The organism is Rhizobium sp. AC27/96 (assembly GCF_001692325.1).
Classification (GTDB): domain Bacteria; phylum Pseudomonadota; class Alphaproteobacteria; order Rhizobiales; family Rhizobiaceae; genus Rhizobium.
Window position 1 is genome coordinate 206175 of the sequence record NZ_LXKN01000002.1, and the last position, 23745, is coordinate 229919.

Genomic DNA, 23745 nt, shown 5'->3' on the forward strand with positions numbered 1-23745 from the left:
ACACAATATAACCCAAGGTGAGGCAGGCCTGGCTGTCAGCAGCTTTACCGTGTGCTCAAGGTGCGCGACACAGCGTTTTTCCAGCCCTTCAGCTTTGCATTTCTGGTCTTGGCATCCATGTCGGGCTCGAACCTCCGGTCACGCGCCCAGGCCTTGGCAAAACCGTCACGATCCGGCCACACGCCGGCACGGCTGCCCGCCAGCCACGCTGCGCCAAGAGCCGTGGTTTCCAGGATCTTCGGCCGATCGACCGGAGCATCGAGCAGATCGGCGAGCCGCTGCATCGTCCAGTCAGAAGCCACCATGCCGCCATCGACACGCAGCACCGTGTCCTCGCCGTCGCCGTTGCGCCAATCCTTGTGCATCGCGTCCAGAAGGTCACGCGATTGATAGCAGACCGCTTCCAGCGCCGCCCGGACAATTTCCTCAGGCCCGCTGTTGCGCGTCAGCCCGAAGATTGCGCCACGCGCATCCGGATCCCAATAGGGCGCTCCGAGACCGGTGAAAGCCGGCACGAGATAGACTTCCTGCAGCGGGTCGGCCTTGGCCGCCAGCTCGCCGGAATCGGAAGCGCGCTGAATCGTCTTCAGCCCATCGCGCAGCCATTGCACGGCCGCACCCGCGATGAAGATCGAGCCTTCCAGCGCATAGGTCGTTTCACCGTCCAGACGATAGGCGATGGTGGTCAGCAGCCGGTTCCTGGAGCGTACCATGTCGGCGCCGGTATTCAGCAGCGCGAAGCAGCCGGTGCCGTAGGTGGATTTCATCATGCCGCGCTCGAAGCAGGCCTGGCCGATGGTTGCCGCCTGCTGGTCGCCGGCAACGCCGAGGATCGGGATCGCGGCACCGAAGAGCGAGGGATCGGTGATTCCGAAATCGGCAGCGCAATCCTTGACCTCTGGCAGCATCGCAGCCGGCACGCGCAGGATATCGAGCAGCTTTTCATCCCATTCATTGCTGCCGATATTGTACATCAGCGTCCGCGAGGCATTGGTCGCATCGGTGACGAAGCTCTTGCCGCCAGTCAGCCGCCAGATCAGGAAAGTGTCGATCGTGCCAAAGCAAAGGTCACCCTTGGCGGCGCGCGCACGAGCACCCTTCACGTTGGTCAGCAGCCAGGAAAGCTTGGTGCCGGAAAAATACGGGTCGAGCAGCAAGCCGGTATGGCGGGTAAAGAGCTTTTCCAGATCCTGCCGCTTCAGCTTCTCGCAATAGCTTGCCGTGCGGCGGTCCTGCCAGACGATGGCGTTGTGGATGGGCTTGCCCGTCTCGCGATCCCAGACGACCACGGTCTCGCGCTGGTTGGTGATGCCGAGTGCGGCGATGTCCTTCGCCGTGATGCCGGCGGCCTCGATGGCCTTGCGAACGGTGAAGAGGACCGATGACCAGATTTCCTCGGGATCATGCTCGACCCAGCCCGGCTTCGGATAATGCTGGGTGAATTCCTTCTGCCCGACACCGGCAACCTTCATCTTGCCATCGAAAACGATAGCCCGCGTCGACGTCGTTCCCTGGTCGATCGCCAAGACATAGCCGCTCATGCATTCCTCCCGACTGTTGCGTCCCAATCAACAGATACGCGAGCAAAACGAATGTGAAAAGAAAGCAAAACGAAATTTTTCATCGAAAATCCGCTTCCCCGCTCCCACCATCGTGGTCAACAGCCTCACAAAAGGATCTAGCGTCAATGCGATTGCCAGATCCGCAGGTTTGGGACTACAGCGCCGCGCGTCTTTTGAGACGCGCTAAGGACGCTGTAGCACCTTGAAATGCTGCATAATTTCATCCTTAAATCGATTCCGATTTAAGGAATTATGCAGTAGGCTCAAGCCACTTTTGCGTTGCAGCAAGACGCTGCGCTGTACAGGGAGAAGATCATGGCTAGAACAGTTGTCGTCACCGGTTCCACGAGCGGTATCGGCCTCGCCATCGCCACCGCCTTCGCCGCCAAGGGCGATAACGTTGTCATCAACGGCTTCGGCAAGCCCGAGGAAATCGATGCGATCAAGACCAGGCTCGAAGCCTCCGGCGGCGGCAAAGTGATCTATCATCCGGCCGACATGACCAAGCCTGCCGAGATCGCCGACCTGATCGCCACAGCCAATTCGACCTTCGGTAGCGTCGATGTTCTCGTCAACAATGCCGGCGTCCAGCATGTCGAGAAGATCGAGGACTTTCCGATCGAAAAGTGGGACCAGATCATCGCGATCAACCTGTCCAGCTCCTTTCACACGATCCGCGCCTCCATTCCATTGATGAAAGCCAGGAAATACGGCCGCATCATTAACATCGCTTCGGCGCATGCCCTCGTCGCCTCTCCCTTCAAATCCGCCTATGTCGCGGCAAAACATGGTATATTGGGCCTGACCAAGACGGCAGCGCTCGAGCTTGCCGAGTTCGGCGTCACGGTGAATGCCATCTGCCCCGGCTACGTCCTGACCCCGCTTGTCGAAAAGCAGATCCCGGACACGGCCAAGGCACGTGGGATGACCGAGGAACAGGTCAAGACCGAAGTCATCCTCAAGGCGCAGCCGACGCATGAATTCGTCAAGGCCGAAGAGATCGGCGCCTTGTCGCTCTATCTCGCCAGTGACGAGGCGCGCCAGGTCACCGGAACACACGTCTCGATTGACGGTGGCTGGACCGCGGCATAACGATAGACGGTTAGGGCCGGTTTCGCACAGGCACATCCGGCCCCGGCCAACGACAGAGAATTCGGGAACGATATGAACGACAGCATCCGCTTTATCCTCAACGGCGAGGATATTACGCTCTCCAATCTGCGCCCCACCGAGACGCTGCTCGATTTCCTGCGCCTGAAGCGGCGCCTGACGGGAACCAAGGAGGGATGCGCGGAAGGCGACTGCGGAGCCTGTACGGTGCTGGTTGGACGGTTGATCGACGGCGGGCTTCACTATGAGTCGGTGAACGCCTGCATCCGCTTCGTCGGCTCGCTGCATGCGACCCACGTCGTTACTGTCGAACATCTGGCTGCCCAGAATGGCACGCTGCATCCGGTGCAGCAGGCCATGGTCGATTGCCATGGCTCTCAATGCGGTTTCTGTACGCCGGGCTTCATCATGTCGCTCTACGGTCTCTGGCTCTCGACCGAAAAACCGAACCGGGCACAGATCGAGAAATCGCTCCAGGGTAATCTCTGTCGATGCACCGGCTACGAGCCCATCGTCAAGGCGGCCGAACTGGTCAGCGAGAAGCGCCCAAGCGCCCTCTTCGATCCGCTTGAGAAAACCAGGGCCGACATCATCGCACGCCTCTGGCCGATGCAGAGCCACGACACCATCACCATAACCGAAGGCGAGGATCGCCTGATCGTACCCGGCTCTGTCTCCGCCCTGGCGCAGGTGCTTGCGGACGAGCCGAAGGCAACCGTGGTCGCCGGATCCACAGACGTCGGCCTCTGGGTGACCAAGCAGATGCGCAGGCTGAACCCGGTGGTTTTCATCAATCATTTGAGTGAGCTGCAGAGGATCACTATCGAAGATGACGGCCTGACCATCGGCGCCGGCGTCACCTATAGCCGTGCTTTTGCTGCCATCGGCGAGAAGATCCCTGCGCTCTCGGGCCTTATCAACCGCATCGGCGGCGAGCAGGTGCGCAACATGGGCACCATCGGCGGCAATATCGCCAACGGCTCGCCGATCGGCGATTCCCCGCCGCCGCTGATTGCCCTCGGTGCGACCGTCAGGCTGCGCTCGGTGGCCGGTACGCGCAGCCTGCTGCTCGAGGATTTCTTCATCGACTACGGCAGGCAGGATCGTAACCCCGGAGAATTCGTCGAAAGCATCTTCGTGCCCTACCCCGCCGAAGACGTGCATTTTGCCGTCTACAAGATCACCAAGCGCCGCGACGAGGATATTACGGCCGTGCTCGGCGCCTTCCATCTGGTGCTCGATGATGTCGGCAACGTCGCCGATATCCGCATCGCCTTCGGCGGCATGGCCGCGACCCCGAAGCGCGCCCGCACGGTCGAGGCCGAGCTGATCGGCAAGCCATGGACGGAAGAGACCGTCACGGCCGTCCGCCCCGCCTTCGATGTCGATTACAAGCCCTTGACCGATTGGCGCGCCACCGCCGAATATCGGCAGCTGACCGCCAAGAACCTGCTTCTCCGCTTCTATCTGGAGACATCGGGTGCGCCGCAGGAGCTGAAACGCTTCGCGATGGCGGAGGCTTGAACCATGGATAAATCCGCTTTCGAAGAACGCAAGGTTGTCATCAACGGCTCGATGCATGGATCGCTGAAGCATGATTCGGCCCATAAGCACGTGACCGGAGCCGCCGACTATATCGACGATATTCCCGAACCGGCAGGCTTGCTGCACGGTGCGCTTGGCCTCTCCGACCGCGCCCATGCCGAACTCGTCTCCATCGATCTTTCGGCCGTCAAGGCCTATCCCGGCGTCGTCTGGGTCTTCACCGGCGCCGACGTTCCCGGCGTCAACGACACCAGCTCCAACGGCATGCATGACGAGCCGCTGCTCGCCGAGACCAAGGTCGAGTTTCACGGCCAGCCGATCTTCGCCGTCATCGCCGAAACGCGCGATGCGGCCCGTCGCGCCGCTCGCCTCGCCAAGATCGACTACCGCGACCTCACGCATTGGAGTGATATCGATGGCGCGCTCGCCAATGGCGCACCGCTCGTCTACGAGCCGATGACGCTGAAGCGCGGCGAGCCCGAAACGGAGATGGCAAACTCCAAGCACCGCATCAAGGCGCAGATGCGCATCGGCGGCCAGGAGCACTTCTATCTCGAAAGCCATATCGCCATGGCGATCCCCGGCGAGGACGATGAGGTCACCGTCTGGTCGTCCACCCAGCATCCAAGCGAAATCCAGCATATTGTCGGCCATGTTCTAAACATTCCGTCCAATGCCGTCACTGTCGTCGTGCGTCGCATGGGCGGCGGCTTCGGCGGCAAGGAAACGCAGGGCAATCAGTTTGCGGCTTTGGCCGCCGTCGCCGCCAAGAAGCTCGGCCGCGCCGTCAAGTTCCGCCCCGACCGCGATGAGGACATGAGCGCCACGGGCAAGCGCCACGACTTTCTGGTGGATTACGAAGTCGGCTTCGACGACGACGGCCGCATCCATACTGTCGATGCCACCTATGCCGCTCGCTGCGGCTTTTCCTCCGACCTCTCAGGCCCGGTCACCGACCGCGCGCTGTTCCATGCGGATTCGAGCTATTTCTATCCGCATGTGCACCTCACATCGAAGCCGCTGAAGACCCATACCGTTTCCAACACAGCCTTTCGCGGCTTCGGCGGCCCGCAAGGCATGGTCGGCGGCGAGCGCATGATCGAAGAGATCGCCTATGCGCTTGGCAAGGACCCGCTGGAAATCCGCCGCGCCAACTTCTACGGCCAGCCTGGTTCCGGCCGGACGCTGACGCCCTATCATCAGGAGGTCACCGACAACATCATCAACCGCATCGTCGATGAATTGGAAGCATCCTCCGATTACCAGGAACGGCGCAAAGCGATCATCGAGTTCAACCGCTCGAGCCGCTTCATCCGCAAGGGCATCGCGCTGACACCGGTGAAATTCGGCATTTCCTTCACCATGACCGCCTTCAACCAGGCGGGCGCGCTGGTGCATGTCTATCAGGACGGCTCCATTCACCTGAACCACGGTGGCACCGAGATGGGCCAAGGCCTCTATACGAAGGTCGCGCAGGTTTTGGCTGATAGCTTTCAGGTCGATATCGACCGGGTGAAAATTACTGCGACGACAACTGGCAAGGTGCCGAACACATCGGCAACAGCCGCCTCCTCCGGCTCCGACCTGAACGGCATGGCCGCCTATGATGCCGCCCGCCAGATCAAGGAGCGGCTCGTCGCCTTCGCCATCGAGAAGTGGGGTGTCGGCGCCGAAGAAGTGCAGTTCCTGCCGAACCGCGTTCGCGTCGGCGACACCGAAATCCCCTTCCCCGATTTCGTCAAGCAGGCCTATTTCGCCCGCGTGCAGCTCTCCGCCGCCGGCTTCTACAAGACGCCGAAGATCCATTGGGATCGCAAGGCCGGCCGCGGCACGCCGTTCTATTATTTCTCCTATGGCGCCGCCTGCTCGGAAGTCTCGATCGACACGCTGACCGGCGAATATCTGATCGATCGCGCCGATATCCTCCACGATGTCGGCCGCTCCCTCAATCCGGCAATCGACATCGGCCAGGTCGAGGGCGCCTTCGTGCAGGGCATGGGCTGGCTGACGACCGAGGAGCTCTGGTGGGATGCCAAGGGCCGTCTGCGCACGCATGCGCCCTCCACCTACAAGATCCCGCTCGCCTCCGACCGACCGAAGATCTTCAACACACGCCTTGCCGAATGGTCCGAAAACACGGAAGCCACCATTGGCCGTTCCAAGGCTGTGGGTGAGCCGCCCTTCATGCTCCCGATCTCGGTGCTTGAAGCATTATCGATGGCGGTTGCGAGCGTTGCGGATTACCGCGTCTGCCCGCGCCTCGACGCGCCGGCAACGCCGGAACGGGTGCTGATGGCGGTGGAGCGCCTGAAGGCGATGTGATGGCTATCGCGCCAGACAAAAGTGGCATGCAGAAAGTCGGAAGCCACAAAGCGAACTCGTGTTTGCCGCAGCAAGCCCCCAGCATTGACAATGCTCGGAAGTCATAGCCGCCCTGACGGCCACGACCCTTCGACAGCGTCTTCAGCCTATCGCAGCCGCATATCCTCATAACGCGGCTCACGCCCGTCCAGGAAACCCAGGTCGCGTTTCACCCGGTCCGGCATGTCTTCAAGATCCAGATGCGGGGATGGCTCGCCGTGCCTGCTGAAGACCTGCGCCAACGATTCCAGAACCCGAGCGAAGCCTGAAGGCTTGGCCATTTCTATCCGTTCCACAGCATAACAGTCCATGACAACACCTCAATTCAATCAACGATGTGAATTGCACTTTGCTGCCAAAAATGCTGAAATTCCAATCGAACTATCGTCTGGATGCATAAAGAGAACTTATCCATGAAGCTGTCGAAACGCTTCCCGTTGAATGCCCTGCGCGTCTTCGAGGCTGCCGCCAGGCTCGGCAGCTTCACCCGTGCCGGCGACGAGCTGGGCATGACGCAGACGGCCGTCAGCTATCAGATCAAGCTGCTTGAGGAGACCGTGGGCGAGCCTCTGTTTCTGCGCCGCCCGAGGCAGATCGAACTGACCGAAACCGGGGAGCAGCTGGCGCCAAAAGTAGCCGAAGCCTTTGCCATGTTGCAGGATGCCATGGCCTCGATCAGCGGCGACGCCGAGACCACGCTTCTCATCCATTCGACGCCGACCTTTGCCTCCCAATGGCTCGCACGCCATCTCGGCTCGTTTCAGCTCAAGCACCCCAAAATCGCCGTTCGACTGTCGACCTCAGGCTCGATCATCGATTTCGCTCGCGAACCGTCCGACATCGCCGTCCGCGCCGGCTTGGGCACATGGCCGGGCCTGCGTGCCCACTTGTTGATGAAAATGACCTTCACGCCCATGCTGAGCCCGGCGCTGGCAGAGACGATCGGCGGCGTGCACGAGCCGGCTGATCTCCTGAAGCTGCGCATCATCGATGCGGGTGATCCATGGTGGGTTACATGGTTCCAGGATGCCGGCGTTACCGACCCCGGCCTTCAGGGCAGGCCGCGAAGCAGGCTGGGTGCGCAATCCTTCGAGGCAAGTGCTGCCTTGGCCGGTCAGGGGGTCGCGGTTCTCACACCCGAATTCTACGCGGAGGAGCTTGCCTCCGGAAGGCTGATCCAGCCTTTCGATATCCTTTCGACCGACGGTGCCGACTATTGGGTCGCCTATCCGGAAAACAGGCGTCATACACCGCGCATCCGAGCCTTCAGGGACTGGCTCCTCACCGAATTCGGCCGGCCGCTGGAATAATGCGGGCGGACATTCGCCAAGACCACGGCTTTTGGCTCGCCTATCAAACTCTCCGCTTCCATCCGACCTCAACATTTTGCAAGGTGTCGAGTCGAAAGAGAAGAAGGGGGACCGCATGTACGAGTATGCCATAGCGTGGGAATGGCTGGCTTTTGCCGCCCGCTGGTTCCACGTCATAACCGCGATTGCCTGGATCGGTTCGTCCTTCTATTTCATCGCGCTCGATCTCGGGCTGGTCAAGCGCCCGCACCTTCCGCCCGGTGCCTATGGCGAGGAATGGCAGGTTCACGGCGGCGGCTTCTATCATATCCAGAAATATCTCGTGGCACCCGCGCAGATGCCGGAGCATCTGACCTGGTTCAAATACGAGAGCTATTTCACCTGGCTTTCCGGCTTCCTGATGATGTGCATCGTCTACTACGGCGGCGCCAATCTCTTTCTCATCGACCGGCATGTGCTCGACGTCAGCGTCCCCGTTGCCATCCTGATCTCGCTCGCCTCGCTCGCCGGCGGCTGGATCGTTTACGACCTGCTCTGCAAATCGCCGCTTGGCAACAATACCTGGGGCCTTATGGCGGTGCTTTACGCCGTGCTGGTCTTCATGGCCTGGGGCTATACGCATCTGTTCACCGGCCGCGCCGCCTTCCTGCATCTTGGCGCCTTCACCGCGACGATCATGTCCGCCAATGTCTTCATGATCATCATCCCCAACCAGAAAGTCGTCGTCGCCGACCTCATCGCCGGCCGCACGCCCGATCCGAAATACGGCCGCATCGCCAAGCAGCGCTCGCTGCACAACAACTACCTGACGCTGCCCGTCATCTTCTTCATGCTGTCGAACCACTATCCTCTGGCCTTCGGCACGGCCTACAATTGGGTCATCGCGGCGCTGGTCTTCCTGATGGGCGTCACCATCCGTCATTGGTTCAACACCACGCATGCTCGTAAGGGCCGCCCGACCTGGACCTGGATCGTCACGCTCGTCCTCTTTATCGTCATCATGTGGCTTTCGACGGTGCCGAAGGTGCTGACCGGTGAAAAGGATGCCAATGCGGTCGCGCCCGCCTTCCAGCAATTCGCCTCGGACGCGCATTTCCCGGCCGTCAAGCAGATGGTCTCGACACGCTGTTCCATGTGCCATGCGGCCGAGCCCGTCTATGAAGGGATTGTCCGACCGCCGAAGGATGTGATGCTGGAAAATGACGCGGAAATCGCTATGCATGCCCGGGAGATTTATATCCAGGCCGGCCGCAGCCATGCCATGCCTCCGGGCAACGTCACCGAGGTGACGCCCGAGGAGCGCAAATTGCTGGTCGCCTGGTTCGAAAGCTCCATCGGAGAAAAGAGCCAATGACCACCCTTCTGCGCGGCCGCCTGCTGTCCTTCAAGCGCCTGCCGCAAAGCCTCGATGATACGGATAGCTACGCTTACGAAAGCGACGGCGGCCTGCTGATCGAGGACGGCATCATCGTCGCGACCGGCCTCTATGCCGATATCAAGGCGCAGGCGCCGGAAAACGTCACCGAAATCGACCATCGGCCGCATCTGATCCTTCCCGGGTTCATCGACATGCACCTGCATTTCCCGCAGATGCAGGTGATTGCCTCCTACGCTGCCAATCTTCTGGAATGGCTGAACACCTACACCTTCCCCGAGGAATGCCGCTTCGTCGAAAGCGCGCACGCCGAGCGCATCGCCACGCATTTCTATGACGAGTTGATCCGCCATGGCACGACGACGGCCGTTGCCTATTGCTCTGTGCACAAGACCTCCGCCGACGCCTTCTTCTCCGAAGCCATGCGCCGCAACATGCGCATGGTTGGCGGCAAGGTGATGATGGATCGCCATGCGCCGCAGGGGCTGCTCGACACCCCGGAGATGGGCTATGACGAGACACGCCAGGTGATATCAGACTGGCATGGCAAAGGCCGCAACCATGTCGCCATCACGCCGCGCTTCGCCATCACCTCGACGCCGGCGCAGATGGAGGCGACGGCCGCCCTCGCCCGCGAATTCCCGGACCTGCACATCCAGACGCATCTGTCCGAGAACCACGACGAGATCGCCTTCACCTGCGAGCTCTACCCGGAAGCGATCGACTATACTGATATCTACGCCCGCTACGGGCTACTTGGCTCCAAGAGCCTGTTCGGTCATGCAATTCATCTCTCCGAGCGCGAGGCCGATGCCATGAGCGAGGCCGGCGCGGTCGCCGTGCATTGCCCGACCTCGAACCTCTTCCTCGGCTCCGGTCTCTTCCCGCTGAAGGCGCTGGCGCGCCGCGAGAAGCCCGTTCGTATCGGCGTTGCCACCGATATCGGCGGCGGCTCGAGCTATTCTATGCTGCGCACCATGGATGAGGCCTACAAGATCCAGCAGCTCCTCGGCGAGCGCCTGAACCCGCTGGAAAGCTATTACTACATGACCCGAGGCAATGCCGAGGCCCTCTCGCTCGCCGACAAGATCGGCACGCTGGACACCGGCACGGAGGCTGACCTCATCATCCTCAACGCCGCCGCCACGCCGGCCATGGCGTTGAAGATGGAAGTCGTAAAGAACCTCACCGAGGAACTGTTCCTGCTACAGACGATGGGCGACGATCGCGCTATCGTCGAAACCTATGTCGCCGGAAAGCCGATGAAATCGATCCTGCAATAGGGCGACAAGAAGCAACACAACCACCGAGAAGGCAGACAGCCATGACCGCGCCGCTTACCATTGCCGAACTGAAACAGATCGCCAAGCGGCGCGTGCCGAAGATGTTTTTCCAATACGCCGATTCCGGATCCTGGACGGAATCGACCTATCAGGCGAACGAGGCCGATTTCGCCAGGATCAAGCTGCGCCAGCGCGTCCTCGTCGATATGTCCGACCGATCACTGGCAACCACGATGGTCGGCCAGAAGGCCTCTATGCCGGTGGCGTTGGCGCCGACCGGCCTCACCGGCATGCAGCATGCCGATGGCGAGATGCTGGCGGCGCGCGCAGCCGAGGAATTCGGCATCCCCTTCACGCTGTCGACCATGAGCATCTGCTCGATCGAGGACATCGCCTCGGTGACGAAACAGCCCTTCTGGTTCCAGCTCTATGTGATGAAGGATCGCGATTTCGTCCTGAACCTGATCCAGCGCGCCAAGGCCGCAAAATGCTCGGCGCTGGTACTGACAGCCGACCTGCAGATCCTCGGACAGCGCCACAACGACATCCGCAACGGACTTTCCGCGCCGCCGAAAATGACGGCGAAGAACGTCTGGCAAATGGCGATAAGGCCGCGCTGGTGCATGGAGATGCTGAAAACGAAGCGCCATTCCTTCGGCAACATCATCGGCCATGCCAAGGATATTTCCGACATGACGACGCTGTCGCATTGGACGCATTCGCAGTTCGATCCCAAGCTCTCCTGGAGCGATGTCGCCTGGATCAAGGAGCAATGGGGCGGCCCGCTGATCATCAAGGGTATTCTTGACCCCGAGGATGCCAGGGCGGCCGTGGATACCGGCGCCGATGCCATCATCGTTTCCAATCATGGCGGCCGTCAGCTCGATGGCGCTCACTCCTCCATCAGCATGCTGCCAAGGATCGTCGACGCCGTTGGCGACAAGATCGAGGTGCATATGGATGGCGGCATCCGTTCGGGCCAGGACGTGCTCAAGGCCATCGCTTACGGCGCAAAGGGCACCTTCATTGGCCGCCCATTCCTCTACGGCCTCGGCGCCATGGGCAAGGAAGGTGTGACGCTGGCGCTCGAAATCATCCGCAAGGAATTGGATACTTCGATGGCACTTTGCGGCAAGCGCGATATCAAAGCGGTCGGGCGGGATATTCTCGCCGATCTCTAGCGCAACCAGCCCGTCGCCAGACCGCTTGCCCATTCGGCACGGCCCCTCTTCATCGCCAATTCCGCCATGGCCTGATGGTCATAAACCACATTCCGGAAGACCGGCAGCCAGCACTCGCCCTGCTTTTCCACGATCGCATAGGAGGCGAAGGGATGACCGACCTCCACCTTGTGATAGTAAGGCAGATCGTCGTCATAGGCCGGGCAGCCGACGCTGCCGGGATTGACAATCAGACGCCCGCCGGAAAGGCGGACGGCACGCGGAATATGGCTGTGACCACACAGGATCAGCGGAAACTCGACGCCGTCAACAAGCGCTTCGATCTCTTCCAGCGGCTTCAGATAGACATGGCCATCCGGCGAGACGGATTCGAGCCAGTAGACGTTGTCATTGGCGGGAGTGGCGTGGCAGAGATAGGCTTCGTTCTGGTAGACGGTGCTGAATGGCAGGCTGCGCAGCCAAGCGAGATGACGTTCGCTCAATTCCGCGTAAGCCACGCTATCAGAGGCGTGCATTGCCTCAGGCGCCTGCTCGATCAGGTATCGGTCATGGTTGCCGCGAACCGTCACGGCATCGAGCCCCAGCAGAATATCGGCAGTCTTCCCCACCGTCAGCGGTCCGCTGAAACAATCGCCAAGATTGACGATATCCGTGATGCCTTGCTTTCGGATATCCTCAAGCACCGCCTCCAGCGCCAGATGATTGCCGTGAATATCCGCAATCACAGCAAAGCGCATATCTCAGCTCCCGCGATAGGTGGAATAGCCATAGGGCGAGATGAGCAACGGCACATGATAATGCGCCGTTATGTCGGCAATGCCGAAACGGATCGGCACGAGATCGAGAAAGGCCGGCTCCGTCAGCTTCGCGCCGCTTGCGCGCAGATAGTCGCCGGCTTGGAACAGCAGCTCATAGGTGCCGGCGACGAAGCTGTCGCCGATCAGAATAGGACCACCGTCGACGCGCCCGTCCGAATTGGTCGTCACCGTCTTTAGATGGATGCGAGCATCGCCCTCGATCCTGAAAAGATCGATCACCAGGCCTTCGGCCGGCTTGCCGAGGGCCGTATCGAGCACATGGGTCGTCAGTCCGGTCATAGGGTCGGTGCTCCGATGATGAAGGGGGTATCGAAGAAGAATTCCACCAGGTTGTTTCCCGGCCCGTCGCGGTCGACGACCAGGAAATCGCTCTGCTCGCCAAGCGCCATCAATGGATAATGCCAGACTTTAGCGCGGTAATTCACGCCCTGATCCCCGCGTGCAAGGAAGATCTCCGGCTTGCCCGGCTTGCCGTCCTCATCCCGCGCAACGACCACCAGGAAGGGCCGACCGTTGAGCGGCACGAAGGCCTGGCTGCCGAAGGGGTGATGCTCCATCATCTCGATCGCATAGGGAAAGGCGCGCGGTTGGCCGCGAAAGATATTCAGGATCACCCGTGCCCCATCGCCGATGGCCTCGGCGCTGGCAAGCCCGTGAAAACGCTCCGTCGTGCCGCCATTGATGAGGCGCATCGTCGCCGGATCAGCCTCGATCACATCGCCGAATGGTGTGAATGCCGCCTTTGTCAGGGGGCGAATGTCCAGTTGCTGTGTCATTCTATGATTATTCGCCTTCCGCTCGCCAATGGCGAATGGAGTCCAGTTGTGAGAGCAGGTCCGGAACGGATGTTTGCGCCATATCCCATAGGGCCGTCAGCTCAATGTCGACATAGCCCTGCGCAATTCGATTCCGAAAGTCGCCTAGCGCATGCCAAGGCAGATCCGGATGGTCAACGGTAAATTCGGGATATTCCTCCGAAATGCGCGAGGCCGCTTCGCCCAGCAGCACGAGATTCATGCCGATAGCTCGTTGTTTCTCGAGGTCGTTGAGAAAGGCGTCACGATCAATCCCGTGTAGAAACGAACAGATTTCGGACGCCGCCCGCTGCATGCGATCGAGATAGGTAACCAGCCGATCCAAACTCATGTCACACGCCCTCTTTCAGCCCGGTCGCAAGCCTTGAGAGCTCCAGAAAGAGACAGCCCTCTCCGCATATCAGCTTTCCGGAAGCAGGGATTGCAGGCGCAACAGAGCGATCTTCTCTACCTGCGCCGTTGCCGTCGCAAACTCCGCCTCACGGTCATTGCCAACACGCGTTTCGAAGGCAGCCAGAATATCGTCCTTGCCGAGACCCTTCACCGCAATAATGAAGGGAAAACCGAACTTCGCCACATAGACGGTGTTCAGCTCCGTGAAGCGGGCGTGTTCCACCGGGCTGAGCCGATCAAGCCCGGCGCCTGCCTGCTCCTTGCGGCTGTCTTCGGTGAGCTCGCCGGCAATCGCCAGCCGGCCAGCCAGATCGGGGTGAGCCCGCAGGACGCCAAGCCGCTCCTCCGCACTCGCCGCGCGGAAAGACATCGTCAGGCCGGCATGCACGCCACCGGAGGTCAACGGCTCAGCAATTTGACCGGCATCATAAGCGCGCTCAGCAATGAAGGGAGAATGTTCGAAAACGCCACCGAAACGGCTCACAAATTCGTCGCGCGATACCATCTCAGCGCGCGCCTCCAGGGAGATGCTGCTCATACCAATGGTTGGCGATCTCGACGCGCCGGGGGATCCAGACCTTGTCGTGCTTCAAGACATATTCGATGAACCGTCGCAGCGCTGCGGCTCGACCCGGGCGGCCAACGAGACGGCAATGCAGGCCGACGGACATCATCTTCGGGCTGCCCTGCTTGCCTTCCTCATAAAGCGTGTCGAACGCATCCTTGAGATAGGTGAAGAACTGGTCGCCCGAGTTGAAGCCTTGCGGCGTGGCAAAGCGCATGTCGTTGGTTTCGAGCGTGTAGGGAATGATCAGGAACGGCTTGCCGTTCACGCCATCGACCCAATAGGGCAGATCATCGGCATAGGAATCGGAGGAATAGAGGAAGCCGCCCTCCTCCATGACCAGCCGCAGCGTATTGTCTGAAGGCTTGCCCTGGTACATGCCGTAGGGCCGCTCGCCGGTGATCTCGGTGTGCAGCCGCACCGCCTCGAGAATGTGCTTGCGCTCAAGATCCTCCGAAAAATCCTTGTATTCCAGCCAGCGATAGCCGTGGCTGGCAATCTCCCAGCCGGCCTCTTTCATCGCCGCAACCGCTTCGGGATTGCGTGCCATGGCAAGCGTCACGCCATAGACAGTCGCCTGGACCTTGAGTTCGGTGAACATGCGCCACAGCCGCCAGAAGCCGGCACGCGAGCCGTATTCGTAGATCGATTCCATATTGAGATTGCGCTGGTTCGGCCAGGAGGCGGCGCCGACGATCTCGGACAGCAGGTTTTCCGACCCCGGATCGCCGTCGAGGATGCAGCTTTCCCCGCCCTCTTCATAATTGATCACGAATTGCACCGCGACGCGTGCGTCGCCAGGCCATTTCGGATCGGGAGTGTTGCGGCCATAGCCGATGAGATCGCGGGAGTAGTTTTCCGACATTGAAGCACCTTCTCGAATAAGGAGAACGGTAGCACCCGTGCCGCGAATGTCGAGACGGAAAGTGGGAAAATCACTTTCTCTTCAATGGCAAGCCGCCAATACGGCTGGCACCGCTGACCTAGGCAATCTTGCGGGCACTGACCTTGCCCATCGGATGCAGGGAATGCACCCGGAAAGGACCGCCCGCGCCATCTTCCATCATCAGCGCGATATTGGAGACGGGAATTGGTGCCGCAAGCGATGGCTCGAAGAAGTCCCGCAGCGACCGTTCGATCCGCAGCATATCGCCCGGGCTGATCGTGCCGGTCAGCATCATCTGAAAGCGAAATTCATCCATCACATGCGGATGGCCCCACCGGTGCAAATTGGCAAATTGCGTCGCCGAAAGACCGTCCGGATCGATACGTTCGATCTCGGCTTCGCTCAGTGGCGCGCGATAGTGGTCGAAAGCCTGAACCAGCGACGCGGCGAGAAAATGCATCTGCTGGCTGGGTGCGGACGGCACGAGACCCAGGGCGCCGCTGAGCCGCGCGACTTCAAGCCTTGGAATTTCGAAGGGCGCGACCGAGCCGGAAAACCGCATGAGATCGCGCAGCAGCGCCGCCTCGGACACATCTTCCGCCAGGCGGAAAGGCGCCTTCAACAAACCCATGAACCCGTAGCGGCGGGGAACGGCGGTATAGAAAGCGATCTCATGGATCCCGAGGCCGCGCACCGCGGGCGGATCGACCATCTCGCCGGAATAGACGTTACGGCCGAGCCAATTTGCGGCCACAAGCGTCAGCGGATCGCTCGCGGACGGCGTGAAGCAAATGGCGTAGCGCATAAAATCTCCTCCCAGGCACGACAAACCGGCTGACCGAGCGGGTTGCTGACGGCCAAGCAGATAGGTGATTTGCGTGACAAATTGACGACCTGAAGGGGGCGTATATTCACATTTTGTGTGATACGACGGCAATATGACTTGCCAGGGTGAATGTCTGCGGCAACGTGAAGCAAGATGGCATGTCAACCGCTTCCCGTACGGCTGCTTCCGCCAGCCGATGCGCCAATCCGAAGCTCACCTTGAAACCGCCCGTCAGTGCGATCAATGAGGGATGATCGGGATGCGCGCCGACCATCGGGTCACGATCGATCGCCTTCGGCCGCAGACCGGCCCAACGCTCAACGACCTCAGCTCCCAGCAAGGCCGGCGCCATCGAGCGGGCTGCGGCCAGCAGATCATCCAACTGGCCATCCGTAGATAGCGGATCTTCGAACCGGTTCTCGCTGGTGCTGCCGATCGCGACCATTCCGCCCTCATGCGGGACGATATAGAGGCCATCACGAAAGATCACCGGCAGGCTGGCATCGACATCCGCCTTCAGCAGAGCCGCCTGCCCTTTGACCGGTTGGCCTAGAGAGGATTTGCGATCGCGGGTCAGTCCGTCGAGTATCGGGAAAGAACTGTGTCCGGCCGACAGAATGCAGCGGCCAAACAAGATATCGCCTTTGTTTGTAGTCGCCACACCTCTGTCCGGATCGATGCCCTGGACGCTCACCCCCTCAAGCAACCGGACGTGCCTGGCACCGGAGAGAAAGGTCAGCAGCGCTTTCAAAAGAGCACGTGGAGCGACCCGCGCCGCCAGCGTATCGAAGACGAAACCGCTTTCGGCCGCCGCGGGATCGATCCAGCCGGGAACAGGTGCCGCATCGACGACATGCCAGTGAAACTCACGCCCGCCCTGGTGCCAATGCGTTTGCGCATCCCGCGAATGACCAAGCGCGATCTCCCGCAGATGCGGCTTCGGCAGCGGGATCAGGCGCCCGGCGCGACGGTAACCGGCGGAAAGCCCGGTCGCCACTTCCAGCACCGCAATTTCTTCTTCCAGAGCCACGAGCGCGTCGAACTGAAACCGCTTCTTCCCGGACCACTTGTCCGGCATATGCGGCATCAGAGCGCCGAGCAGGCCACCGCTTGCGCCCTGTCCAAAACTGTTGGCATCGACCAGCAGCGTTTGAATGCCGAGGCGCTCGGCATGAACAGCTGCCCACAAGCCCATGATGCCGCCACCGACGATCAGAAGATCGACAGATGATTGACCGGCAGGCCCCGGAGGATTATCGGCTCTTTCCATGACAGATCCAGTTTCCGATCGGACGCAAACGTCCGAAACCAACACGGCAAGCCCGGAGCTCGAATGGCGCGACGGCGATATGCCCTATTCGCCGGCTTTTGGCGATCATTTTTATTGCCAGACCGATGGCCGGCTGGAATGCGGCCATGTCTTCCTGGCCGGCAATGGCCTGCCTGCGCGCTGGCAGGAGCAGCAGAATTTCCTCATCGGCGAGCTTGGTTTCGGCACCGGCCTGAATTTCTGCGAGACCTGGCGTCAATGGCGCCAGCAAGCCGGGCCGGAATCCGAACTGCATTTCATGTCCTTCGAACTCTACCCGATGCAGGCTGACCAGATCGATCGCGCCCTGTCGCACTGGCCCGAGATCGATCGCGAACGGCAGGCTCTCGTCGCCGCATGGCCCGGTGATCCGCAAGGCATCGTCTCGCTGCAACTCGACGCCCATATGCGCCTGACCGTCGTCTGCGGTCTGGCGCTCGAAGGGGTCAGCAATGCAAAATCCAGCTTCGATGCCTGGTTTCTCGATGGCTTCGCGCCATCACGCAATGCGGACATGTGGTCGCCGGAACTGATGCAGGCCCTTTACGACAAGACCGTCCCGAACGGCACCTTTGCCACCTACGCCGCCGCAGGCTTCGTGCGCCGCAATCTGCAGGCAACGGGTTTCACCGTCGAGCGACGGCCGGGCTTCGCCGGCAAGCGGGAAATGCTCTGCGGCGTCAAACCGGCCTAACTGTTGAAGCGTCCGGCCTGAAAAACCGCATCGCCCAGCCAGCGTTCGATCTTGGCCTCGAGAAGTTCCGGGCTGATCGGCTTCGACAAGCAGTCGTCCATGCCAGCCTCCATGCACATCGCGCGGTCCACCTCAAGCGCCTGCACCGTCACGCCGATGATCGGCACATGCCAGCCCTGCCCGCTCTGCGCCTCGAACTGCCGGATCATCCGCGTTGCTTGATGACCGTTCATGACCGGCATGGAGACATCCATCAGGATCAGCGACGGCCGCAATTGACGCCATGCATCCACGGCCGCCTCGCCATTTTCCACGACAAGAAAACGCAGACCCGTCGCTTGCAGGATCTGCGTAAAGACGATCTGATTCACCTCGTTGTCCTCGGCCACGAGAACATCGATGGCGTTGCCGGGTCTCGCCGAGGCCAACTGTTCGCTCGCCTCGATCGCGGCGGCAGCTTCCGCCTCTATCGGCATGGCCCGGGCAACGGGGCTCGGTTGGCCGATCATCTTGCGCCGGCGTGACGTGCGGACCACGTCGACAACCGTGCTGCGCAACACATTGGCCCGCACCGGCTTCATCAGATGCGCCTGTCCGTTGACCGCGGTCAGTTCCTTGTCATAGCCGACCACTCCCATCGATGTCAGAAACATCACCGGCAGCGAAACGAAACGGGGATCGGCTCGGACAGCGCGTGCGACCTCATAACCATTCATATCAGGCATGCTATAGTCGATGATCATGGCATCGACCGGTACGCCCATGCCGAACGCGGTGTCCAGAATGGCAAGGGCGGTGCTGCCGTTCTCGGCCGCATAGCTGTCGAAACCCCATTGCACCAACTGTTCGGTCAGGATGCGCCGCTGGATCTCATTGTCCTCGACGATCAGGATGCCGGCATTCTTGACATCGGCGGGCAGATCAAGCGGTTTACCGCGGTCAACGACCAGCGGCACCGGCAGATGGACGGTAAAGACCGAACCCTTGCCCCATTCACTTTCCACCGCCAGCGATCCACCGAAGAGGTCGACCAGCCCAGCCGTAATGGCAAGCCCGAGGCCGGAGCCTTCGAGGCGCCGCGCAAAGGAAGAATCCGCGAGCGAGAATTTATCGAAGATGCTGTCGAGCTTGCCATCCGGAATGCCGATACCGGTGTCCTCGACGCGCAGCATCAGCGAGACGTCTTCGCTGAAGATCGGCTGGCTGCCCAGTTCGATGAGAACGTGGCCACGCTCGGTAAACTTTATCGCATTGCCGACGAGATTGGTCACGATCTGGCGGAAGCGCCCGGCATCCCCTAGCACTGCTGCCGGCACATCGGGCGCGGCGCGCATGATCAGCTCGATATTCTTCTCCGACGCAGCGGCCGCCAGCAGCGTCGTGATATCCTCGACCGCCTCCACCGGATCAAACGCTATCTTGCGCAGGTGCATCGCGCCCGTATCGATCTTTGAGAAATCGAGCACGTCGTTGATGATGGTCAGAAGCGCATTGCCCGATTTGACGATGATATCGACGAATGTCTTCTGTCGCGCGTCCAGATCGGTCTTGGCCAGCAATTCCGCCATGCCGAGAACGCCGTTCATCGGCGTGCGGATTTCATGGCTCATATGGGTCAGAAATTCGGACTTCGCACGATCCGCGGCGTTGCTACGGGCCAGCAGAAGCTGCAGCTCCGCCTCTCGCTCCTTCATATCGGTGACATCCGTCAGCACGACGGTCCAGCGGCGATGACCGCCGATCGCGCCGTCGAGCTGTATCCAGCGGCCGCCAACGACCTGAAATACGCAGGAGATCGGCGTGCCCGCAGCGATGCTCTCGCTCCAGGATTGCCGTATCGCCTCCGCATCGTCACCGTAATCTCCGCGCGCGGCGCAATAGTCGAAGGCGGCAGACCAGTCCTTGCCGACTTCGAGAAGCTCCGCCGGTAGCTTCAGCATATGCTTCAGCCTGTCGTTTGCCAGCATGATCGTGCCGTCCTGCACGATCAGCAGACCCTGCGACATGGCCTCCATCGCATCCGCCATGAGCTCGCCGAGCCGCTCCAGCGCAAGCTGCGTCTCGGTGATCTCCTGTGATTGCTGCTTCACCGAGGAAATGTCCGTGTAGGACATCAGCGTCCGGCCATTGGAAATGCGGCGCGCATCGATGATGACGGATTTGCCGTCGGCAAAATTCACTTCCGTCTGCAGATGTGGCCCTGCCTTGCGCAGCGCAGCCAGACGAGCCTCGTAGATGTCGTCGACGCTGCGATCCGAGCCGAAGCGTTCGAGTTCAAAATGCTTGGCGATCAAATCGCGATAAGGCCGCCCCTCGAAACGCTCGTCCTTCGGGAATTCCGAAATGTCGTACCAGGCGTCGTTGACGTATTCGACGATGTAATCGCTGTTGTGGATCAGAACCCCGATCGGCATCGAGCGAAGGATATTGTCGAGGTCCTGATGCAGCGCCTCGGCGCGGGCCTGCGCCTCGATCAGTTGCATCTCTCGCTGTTTCAGTGCCGACGTATCGGCGACGGAACCTATCGTGTAGTGCTTGCCGTCAGGCGTCGTCGCGCGATTGACACGGATCTTGACGGGGCGTTTCACCTGCTGCCGATCGACGATTTCGCTTTCGAATTCGTGCTCTCGCCCTTCCCTCAGCGCAGCCTCGTTTTCCGCAAAGAACTCGTCGGCGCCGACATCGAACATTTCATGTTCGGTCTTGCCGAGCATTTCCTCGCGATCGAGGCCGATGATGGCCGCATGGGCTGCATTGGAATAGATCAGCCGATGGTCGGCATCGCGCACGAAGGTCGCGACCGGCAGATCCTCCAGAACAGCACTGAAAAAGCCTACATCGTCGACCTTCTCTCGCACTTGACCCGCAGGTGAGACCTTGCCCGAGACAGCCGGGGTGCCGAGAAACATCCCGAAAACATAAACACGATCTTCAGAAGCCGAGAAGCTTTCGATCTGAATGCCCGAACGCCGACGTCCTGTGGTGTCGAAGCACAGCGTTGTTTCCTCGGAGCCGAAGACGAGAGCTCGGCGCTCCTTGTCTTCCCTCTCGGCACTCTCACCAGCGTCGAGGAGATCGTGGCTGCGATTGCCGATGAAATCGGAGATGTCGCGGCCGAAAAAACGCGCATAGGCCTCGTTGACGGCGACGTAGCGTAGCTCGCTGTTCTTGATGTAGGCAGGCCTGTCCAGACTGGCGATCCGGCGGCACGCTATCTCCAGCAGTTCACCGTCCAAGGTCAAACGGAGCCTCTCTTCTCAGCGCGCATAGTGGTTCATCAAACGACGCTCTATCACGAACCGCTTTAACAAGGCGTTAACTATGGTGAACGAATTATAGATGAAACAACAGCCACTTGAAGCATCACGTTACCGCCCGTTACCGGAGATCTTACCCGAGCGTTCGCGATGCAAAATGGAGGTGGATTAGGGGAGATCAAACATCTTTGACAACTTTAATCGACTTTCCCAGTTCGCAATAAACCGGCGCACGATCTCGACGCCCTCGCCCGCAGCGCGCTGGAGAGCATTGATGATCAGAACGGACGTGAAGTCGTAAACCTCAACACGAATGGAGGATTTAGCCTTGCCGATCGCATCGACGATGCGCTTTTCCCACCGTTCGGTTGGTATAAAGCAGACGCTGACCTGTGCGGTCCGTCTGCGGACCGAGAAACGCAGGGGTTGCGTTCAGCAATATCACCAACAGGGCTGCTAAATGTCTGATCTGCAGAGAGTTCAAACTCAAGGTCCGCTTCGATGGAAATCGCTCGCGTAAACACCGTAGCTCGTGCCGCGACCTTCCACCACAATCCGCATCCCTGGCCTTATACTCTGCCTCAACTCTTAAGAAACCCTGCAAAAGCTAGCGACGGGGAACGGCAAGTCTTGAAGATCGGCCGGCGAACGGCATCCTTTACACACCAATAGCTGTGATTTCACGGCACCGCATGCTGCACGGAAGCCTATATTTGACACCTCACCAAGCAAGAACACAACGAGAACAAATAAGATCAAGCATCGTCTTGATTTACACGCAATTCAATAGAAAGGACCAATGTCGATAGGCAGAAATCGAACGAGATAAGTGTTTGGGGGCCAGTGAAAAGGCGCCCCAAAAGAGCGGCTTTTGTCGTTCTGCGAACCGATAAAGGGCTAGCCAAACAGGGTCAGAAAAATAATCCCGACTACCGTCAGGGCTCCTAAAATTGGCAGCAACATTATCACTATAAGACGAAACAACTTGTTGCGCTCGTTCTAGGTCAGCGTGACCCATTCGAAATTAGCTTGGCTTATTGCAATTCTTCGCCCCTCTTTGAATAATGGCGCGAAGAATTCGGGTGTAAGGTATAGGGGCAGTGGAGGCTATGCAATCGGCAAGGGCGAGACTAAATGGTTTTGCAACGCGCATGTATGGCGAGATCATCAGCAACCAAGGTACAATAAGGAACCGTAAGAGGCCGCTAGCATCGGAGTGTGAATTATTGCAGGCCGCCGACTACGATAAAAGGAGATGCGTTTTGATTGATAGAAAGGAATTCGACCGAAGGCGACGGAGAGCAATCGAAAAATCACCTTCATTCAATGACATCAATCTGCATATTGTCGGCGTGACGACCGCCTTAGATATATACTAATATGGCCTCCAGGTTTTCGGATGTAATCTTCCACTTTTGCATTAGGTCTTTTGGATGAAGCCTCAAAGGCAGACAAAAAAGCGTTCAGTGGCAGACGCGCTTCATGAACGGAGACACGTCATGAGCGCAGTCATCTTGCGCGACATGCGAACCCGCTTCTTCAACCATGGCCTTGGCTTCCTAGTTCAATCGCTTTGGCCGCTAACGCACATTTTTGTCTTGTTATTTTTGAACACACTTATGGGAAGGTCTGCACCATACGGAAGTAACCCTATGGTATTTTTCGGAGCCGGTGTTGTTCCAACGTTGTCATTTATTTATATTTCAAGATTTATGGCGTATTCAATTATTTTGAATAAAAACATGCTCTCTTTCCCCATAGTGAGGATTACCGACATCATTTACGGTAGAGCATTTCTTGAGATTATAGCTGGATTTATAACTTTATTTTTTATTTGGGTTATACTAACATCAATGGGTATAAGCCCTTATCCAGATGACCCACTACAAGCAGTCTTCGCCTATCTCGCAACTATTCTATTAGCTTTGGGAATTGGCTCAATCATAAGCGTCATGACGACTGTCCTTCCTATTTTTGTTACTGTCTACGCTCTGATGACGATCCTTTTCTACCTTAGTTCGGGCTGTCTTTTCGTAACGCCAAATTTACCTGATCAGATCGCCATTCCACTTTCATATAATCCGCTGGTGCAGTGCGTAGAGTGGATGCGAACGGCATATTTCGAAAACTACAGCGATCGCCTTCTCGATAGGGAGTATGTACTATCGTTTGGTGGTTTGTGTCTGTTGATTGGTTTGCTCGCAGAAAAATATTCAAAGAGATTGATGCTTGACGCCGGATAGCGGTTTGCGTGACCAAAAGGCACCCGGATCATTGAATCTGATGAGCGTAGCTGTTGATTTGTACTAAGAGCTGACCCGAGATAGCGGGAAATTATCACTGAGATTTGACCCATGGGGATGCGGATAAAAAGTTGGACTAATTTATACTGTTAGGCCAAGGCTTTCTTGATACTCGACGGGACTGCGTGAGCCCAGTGATAATTTGATGCGCT

At 59.2% G+C, this 23745-nt stretch carries 20 protein-coding genes; 9 read left to right on the forward strand and 11 right to left on the reverse strand.

Going from position 1 to position 23745, the window contains the following annotated elements:
• Positions 1-44 precede the first annotated feature (44 nt).
• Positions 45-1541 carry a glycerol kinase GlpK gene (gene glpK, locus A6U86_RS07745; protein WP_068388559.1) on the reverse strand — a complete coding sequence of 499 codons (1497 nt, stop codon included), beginning with the start codon at positions 1539-1541 and terminating at the stop codon, positions 45-47.
• 336 nt (positions 1542-1877) lie between these two features.
• On the opposite strand from glpK, the gene A6U86_RS07750 reads away from it, so the two are divergent.
• The 3 genes from A6U86_RS07750 (at position 1878) to xdhB (ending at position 6539) form a co-directional block, all read left to right on the forward strand.
• Complete coding sequence (locus A6U86_RS07750; RefSeq protein ID WP_068388682.1) at positions 1878-2654, forward strand: 3-hydroxybutyrate dehydrogenase; 777 nt, start codon at positions 1878-1880, stop codon at positions 2652-2654.
• Positions 2655-2726: 72 nt separating this feature from the next.
• Positions 2727-4196 (forward strand): xanthine dehydrogenase small subunit, encoded by a 1470-nt coding sequence (gene xdhA, locus A6U86_RS07755; RefSeq protein WP_068388562.1) that lies wholly within the window; start codon positions 2727-2729, stop codon positions 4194-4196.
• A gap of 3 nt (positions 4197-4199) precedes the next feature.
• Positions 4200-6539, forward strand: coding sequence for a xanthine dehydrogenase molybdopterin binding subunit (xdhB, locus tag A6U86_RS07760; protein WP_068388565.1), 2340 nt, complete (start codon positions 4200-4202; stop codon positions 6537-6539).
• 146 nt (positions 6540-6685) lie between these two features.
• On the opposite strand, the gene A6U86_RS07765 is transcribed toward xdhB, so the two are convergent.
• Positions 6686-6889 (reverse strand): hypothetical protein, encoded by a 204-nt coding sequence (locus A6U86_RS07765; RefSeq protein WP_068388568.1) that lies wholly within the window; start codon positions 6887-6889, stop codon positions 6686-6688.
• Positions 6890-6970: 81 nt separating this feature from the next.
• Here A6U86_RS07765 and A6U86_RS07770 point away from each other — a divergent pair, with 81 nt between their 5' ends.
• The 4 genes from A6U86_RS07770 to A6U86_RS07785 all read left to right on the forward strand — a co-directional run bounded on the left by A6U86_RS07770 (position 6971) and on the right by A6U86_RS07785 (position 11727).
• A complete protein-coding gene (locus A6U86_RS07770; RefSeq protein WP_068388571.1) occupies positions 6971-7888 on the forward strand; it encodes a LysR substrate-binding domain-containing protein in 918 nt (305 codons plus the stop codon).
• A 115-nt stretch (positions 7889-8003) separates the two neighbouring features.
• Complete coding sequence (locus tag A6U86_RS07775; RefSeq protein WP_034476572.1) at positions 8004-9242, forward strand: urate hydroxylase PuuD; 1239 nt, start codon at positions 8004-8006, stop codon at positions 9240-9242.
• Positions 9239-10546 carry a guanine deaminase gene (guaD, locus tag A6U86_RS07780; RefSeq protein WP_068388573.1) on the forward strand — a complete coding sequence of 436 codons (1308 nt, stop codon included), beginning with the start codon at positions 9239-9241 and terminating at the stop codon, positions 10544-10546. The genes A6U86_RS07775 and guaD overlap by 4 nt, the downstream gene beginning before the upstream one ends.
• 41 nt (positions 10547-10587) lie before the next feature.
• Positions 10588-11727, forward strand: coding sequence for an alpha-hydroxy acid oxidase (locus A6U86_RS07785; RefSeq protein ID WP_068388576.1), 1140 nt, complete (start codon positions 10588-10590; stop codon positions 11725-11727).
• Here A6U86_RS07785 and A6U86_RS07790 read toward each other — a convergent pair.
• The 8 genes from A6U86_RS07790 to A6U86_RS07825 form a co-directional block, all read right to left on the reverse strand.
• The gene (locus A6U86_RS07790) at positions 11724-12464 is read right to left on the reverse strand and encodes a metallophosphoesterase (RefSeq protein ID WP_068388579.1); all 741 of its coding nucleotides are present in this window, start codon (positions 12462-12464) and stop codon (positions 11724-11726) included. The two genes, A6U86_RS07785 and A6U86_RS07790, sit on opposite strands and share 4 nt — an antisense overlap.
• A 3-nt stretch (positions 12465-12467) precedes the next feature.
• Positions 12468-12824 (reverse strand): hydroxyisourate hydrolase, encoded by a 357-nt coding sequence (gene uraH, locus A6U86_RS07795; RefSeq protein ID WP_068388582.1) that lies wholly within the window; start codon positions 12822-12824, stop codon positions 12468-12470.
• Positions 12821-13321, reverse strand: a complete 501-nt coding sequence (locus A6U86_RS07800) for an ureidoglycolate lyase (RefSeq protein WP_068388587.1) — start codon at positions 13319-13321, stop codon at positions 12821-12823. Before A6U86_RS07800 ends, uraH begins: the two co-directional genes overlap by 4 nt.
• Positions 13322-13328: 7 nt before the next feature.
• The gene (locus A6U86_RS07805; protein ID WP_068388590.1) at positions 13329-13691 is read right to left on the reverse strand and encodes a DUF86 domain-containing protein; all 363 of its coding nucleotides are present in this window, start codon (positions 13689-13691) and stop codon (positions 13329-13331) included.
• Between the two features lie 69 nt (positions 13692-13760).
• On the reverse strand, positions 13761-14258 hold the full coding sequence (uraD, locus tag A6U86_RS07810; RefSeq protein WP_068388684.1) for a 2-oxo-4-hydroxy-4-carboxy-5-ureidoimidazoline decarboxylase: 498 nt from the start codon (positions 14256-14258) through the stop codon (positions 13761-13763).
• A gap of 1 nt (position 14259) precedes the next feature.
• The gene (gene puuE, locus A6U86_RS07815; protein WP_068388593.1) at positions 14260-15183 is read right to left on the reverse strand and encodes an allantoinase PuuE; all 924 of its coding nucleotides are present in this window, start codon (positions 15181-15183) and stop codon (positions 14260-14262) included.
• 118 nt (positions 15184-15301) lie between these two features.
• Positions 15302-16009: a DUF1045 domain-containing protein gene (locus A6U86_RS07820; RefSeq protein WP_068388597.1), complete on the reverse strand. Its 708-nt coding sequence runs from the start codon at positions 16007-16009 to the stop codon at positions 15302-15304.
• A 106-nt stretch (positions 16010-16115) separates the two neighbouring features.
• Complete coding sequence (locus A6U86_RS07825; protein WP_068388601.1) at positions 16116-17300, reverse strand: FAD-binding oxidoreductase; 1185 nt, start codon at positions 17298-17300, stop codon at positions 16116-16118.
• On the opposite strand from A6U86_RS07825, the gene mnmD reads away from it, so the two are divergent.
• Complete coding sequence (gene mnmD / locus A6U86_RS07830; protein ID WP_068388602.1) at positions 17299-18033, forward strand: tRNA (5-methylaminomethyl-2-thiouridine)(34)-methyltransferase MnmD; 735 nt, start codon at positions 17299-17301, stop codon at positions 18031-18033. The genes A6U86_RS07825 and mnmD overlap by 2 nt on opposite strands.
• Here mnmD and A6U86_RS07835 read toward each other — a convergent pair.
• On the reverse strand, positions 18030-21275 hold the full coding sequence (locus tag A6U86_RS07835; RefSeq protein WP_068388605.1) for a response regulator: 3246 nt from the start codon (positions 21273-21275) through the stop codon (positions 18030-18032). The genes mnmD and A6U86_RS07835 overlap by 4 nt on opposite strands.
• A gap of 1514 nt (positions 21276-22789) precedes the next feature.
• Between A6U86_RS07835 and A6U86_RS07845 the strand changes: the two genes are divergently transcribed.
• Entirely contained in the window at positions 22790-23533 is a 744-nt protein-coding gene (locus A6U86_RS07845; RefSeq protein WP_244509851.1) for an ABC transporter permease, read from the forward strand.
• The last annotated feature ends 212 nt before the right edge of the window (positions 23534-23745 follow it).

Coding starts and splice junctions, on each gene's coding strand:
- glpK (WP_068388559.1), bottom strand. CDS start 1,541: ATGAGCGGCTATGTCTTGGCGATCGACCAGGGAACGACGTCGACGCGG.
- A6U86_RS07750 (WP_068388682.1), top strand. CDS start 1,878: ATGGCTAGAACAGTTGTCGTCACCGGTTCCACGAGCGGTATCGGCCTC.
- xdhA (WP_068388562.1), top strand. CDS start 2,727: ATGAACGACAGCATCCGCTTTATCCTCAACGGCGAGGATATTACGCTC.
- xdhB (WP_068388565.1), top strand. CDS start 4,200: ATGGATAAATCCGCTTTCGAAGAACGCAAGGTTGTCATCAACGGCTCG.
- A6U86_RS07765 (WP_068388568.1), bottom strand. CDS start 6,889: ATGGACTGTTATGCTGTGGAACGGATAGAAATGGCCAAGCCTTCAGGC.
- A6U86_RS07770 (WP_068388571.1), top strand. CDS start 6,971: ATGCATAAAGAGAACTTATCCATGAAGCTGTCGAAACGCTTCCCGTTG.
- A6U86_RS07775 (WP_034476572.1), top strand. CDS start 8,004: ATGTACGAGTATGCCATAGCGTGGGAATGGCTGGCTTTTGCCGCCCGC.
- guaD (WP_068388573.1), top strand. CDS start 9,239: ATGACCACCCTTCTGCGCGGCCGCCTGCTGTCCTTCAAGCGCCTGCCG.
- A6U86_RS07785 (WP_068388576.1), top strand. CDS start 10,588: ATGACCGCGCCGCTTACCATTGCCGAACTGAAACAGATCGCCAAGCGG.
- A6U86_RS07790 (WP_068388579.1), bottom strand. CDS start 12,464: ATGCGCTTTGCTGTGATTGCGGATATTCACGGCAATCATCTGGCGCTG.
- uraH (WP_068388582.1), bottom strand. CDS start 12,824: ATGACCGGACTGACGACCCATGTGCTCGATACGGCCCTCGGCAAGCCG.
- A6U86_RS07800 (WP_068388587.1), bottom strand. CDS start 13,321: ATGACACAGCAACTGGACATTCGCCCCCTGACAAAGGCGGCATTCACA.
- A6U86_RS07805 (WP_068388590.1), bottom strand. CDS start 13,691: ATGAGTTTGGATCGGCTGGTTACCTATCTCGATCGCATGCAGCGGGCG.
- uraD (WP_068388684.1), bottom strand. CDS start 14,258: ATGGTATCGCGCGACGAATTTGTGAGCCGTTTCGGTGGCGTTTTCGAA.
- puuE (WP_068388593.1), bottom strand. CDS start 15,183: ATGTCGGAAAACTACTCCCGCGATCTCATCGGCTATGGCCGCAACACT.
- A6U86_RS07820 (WP_068388597.1), bottom strand. CDS start 16,009: ATGCGCTACGCCATTTGCTTCACGCCGTCCGCGAGCGATCCGCTGACG.
- mnmD (WP_068388602.1), top strand. CDS start 17,299: ATGACAGATCCAGTTTCCGATCGGACGCAAACGTCCGAAACCAACACG.
- A6U86_RS07825 (WP_068388601.1), bottom strand. CDS start 17,300: ATGGAAAGAGCCGATAATCCTCCGGGGCCTGCCGGTCAATCATCTGTC.
- A6U86_RS07845 (WP_244509851.1), top strand. CDS start 22,790: ATGAGCGCAGTCATCTTGCGCGACATGCGAACCCGCTTCTTCAACCAT.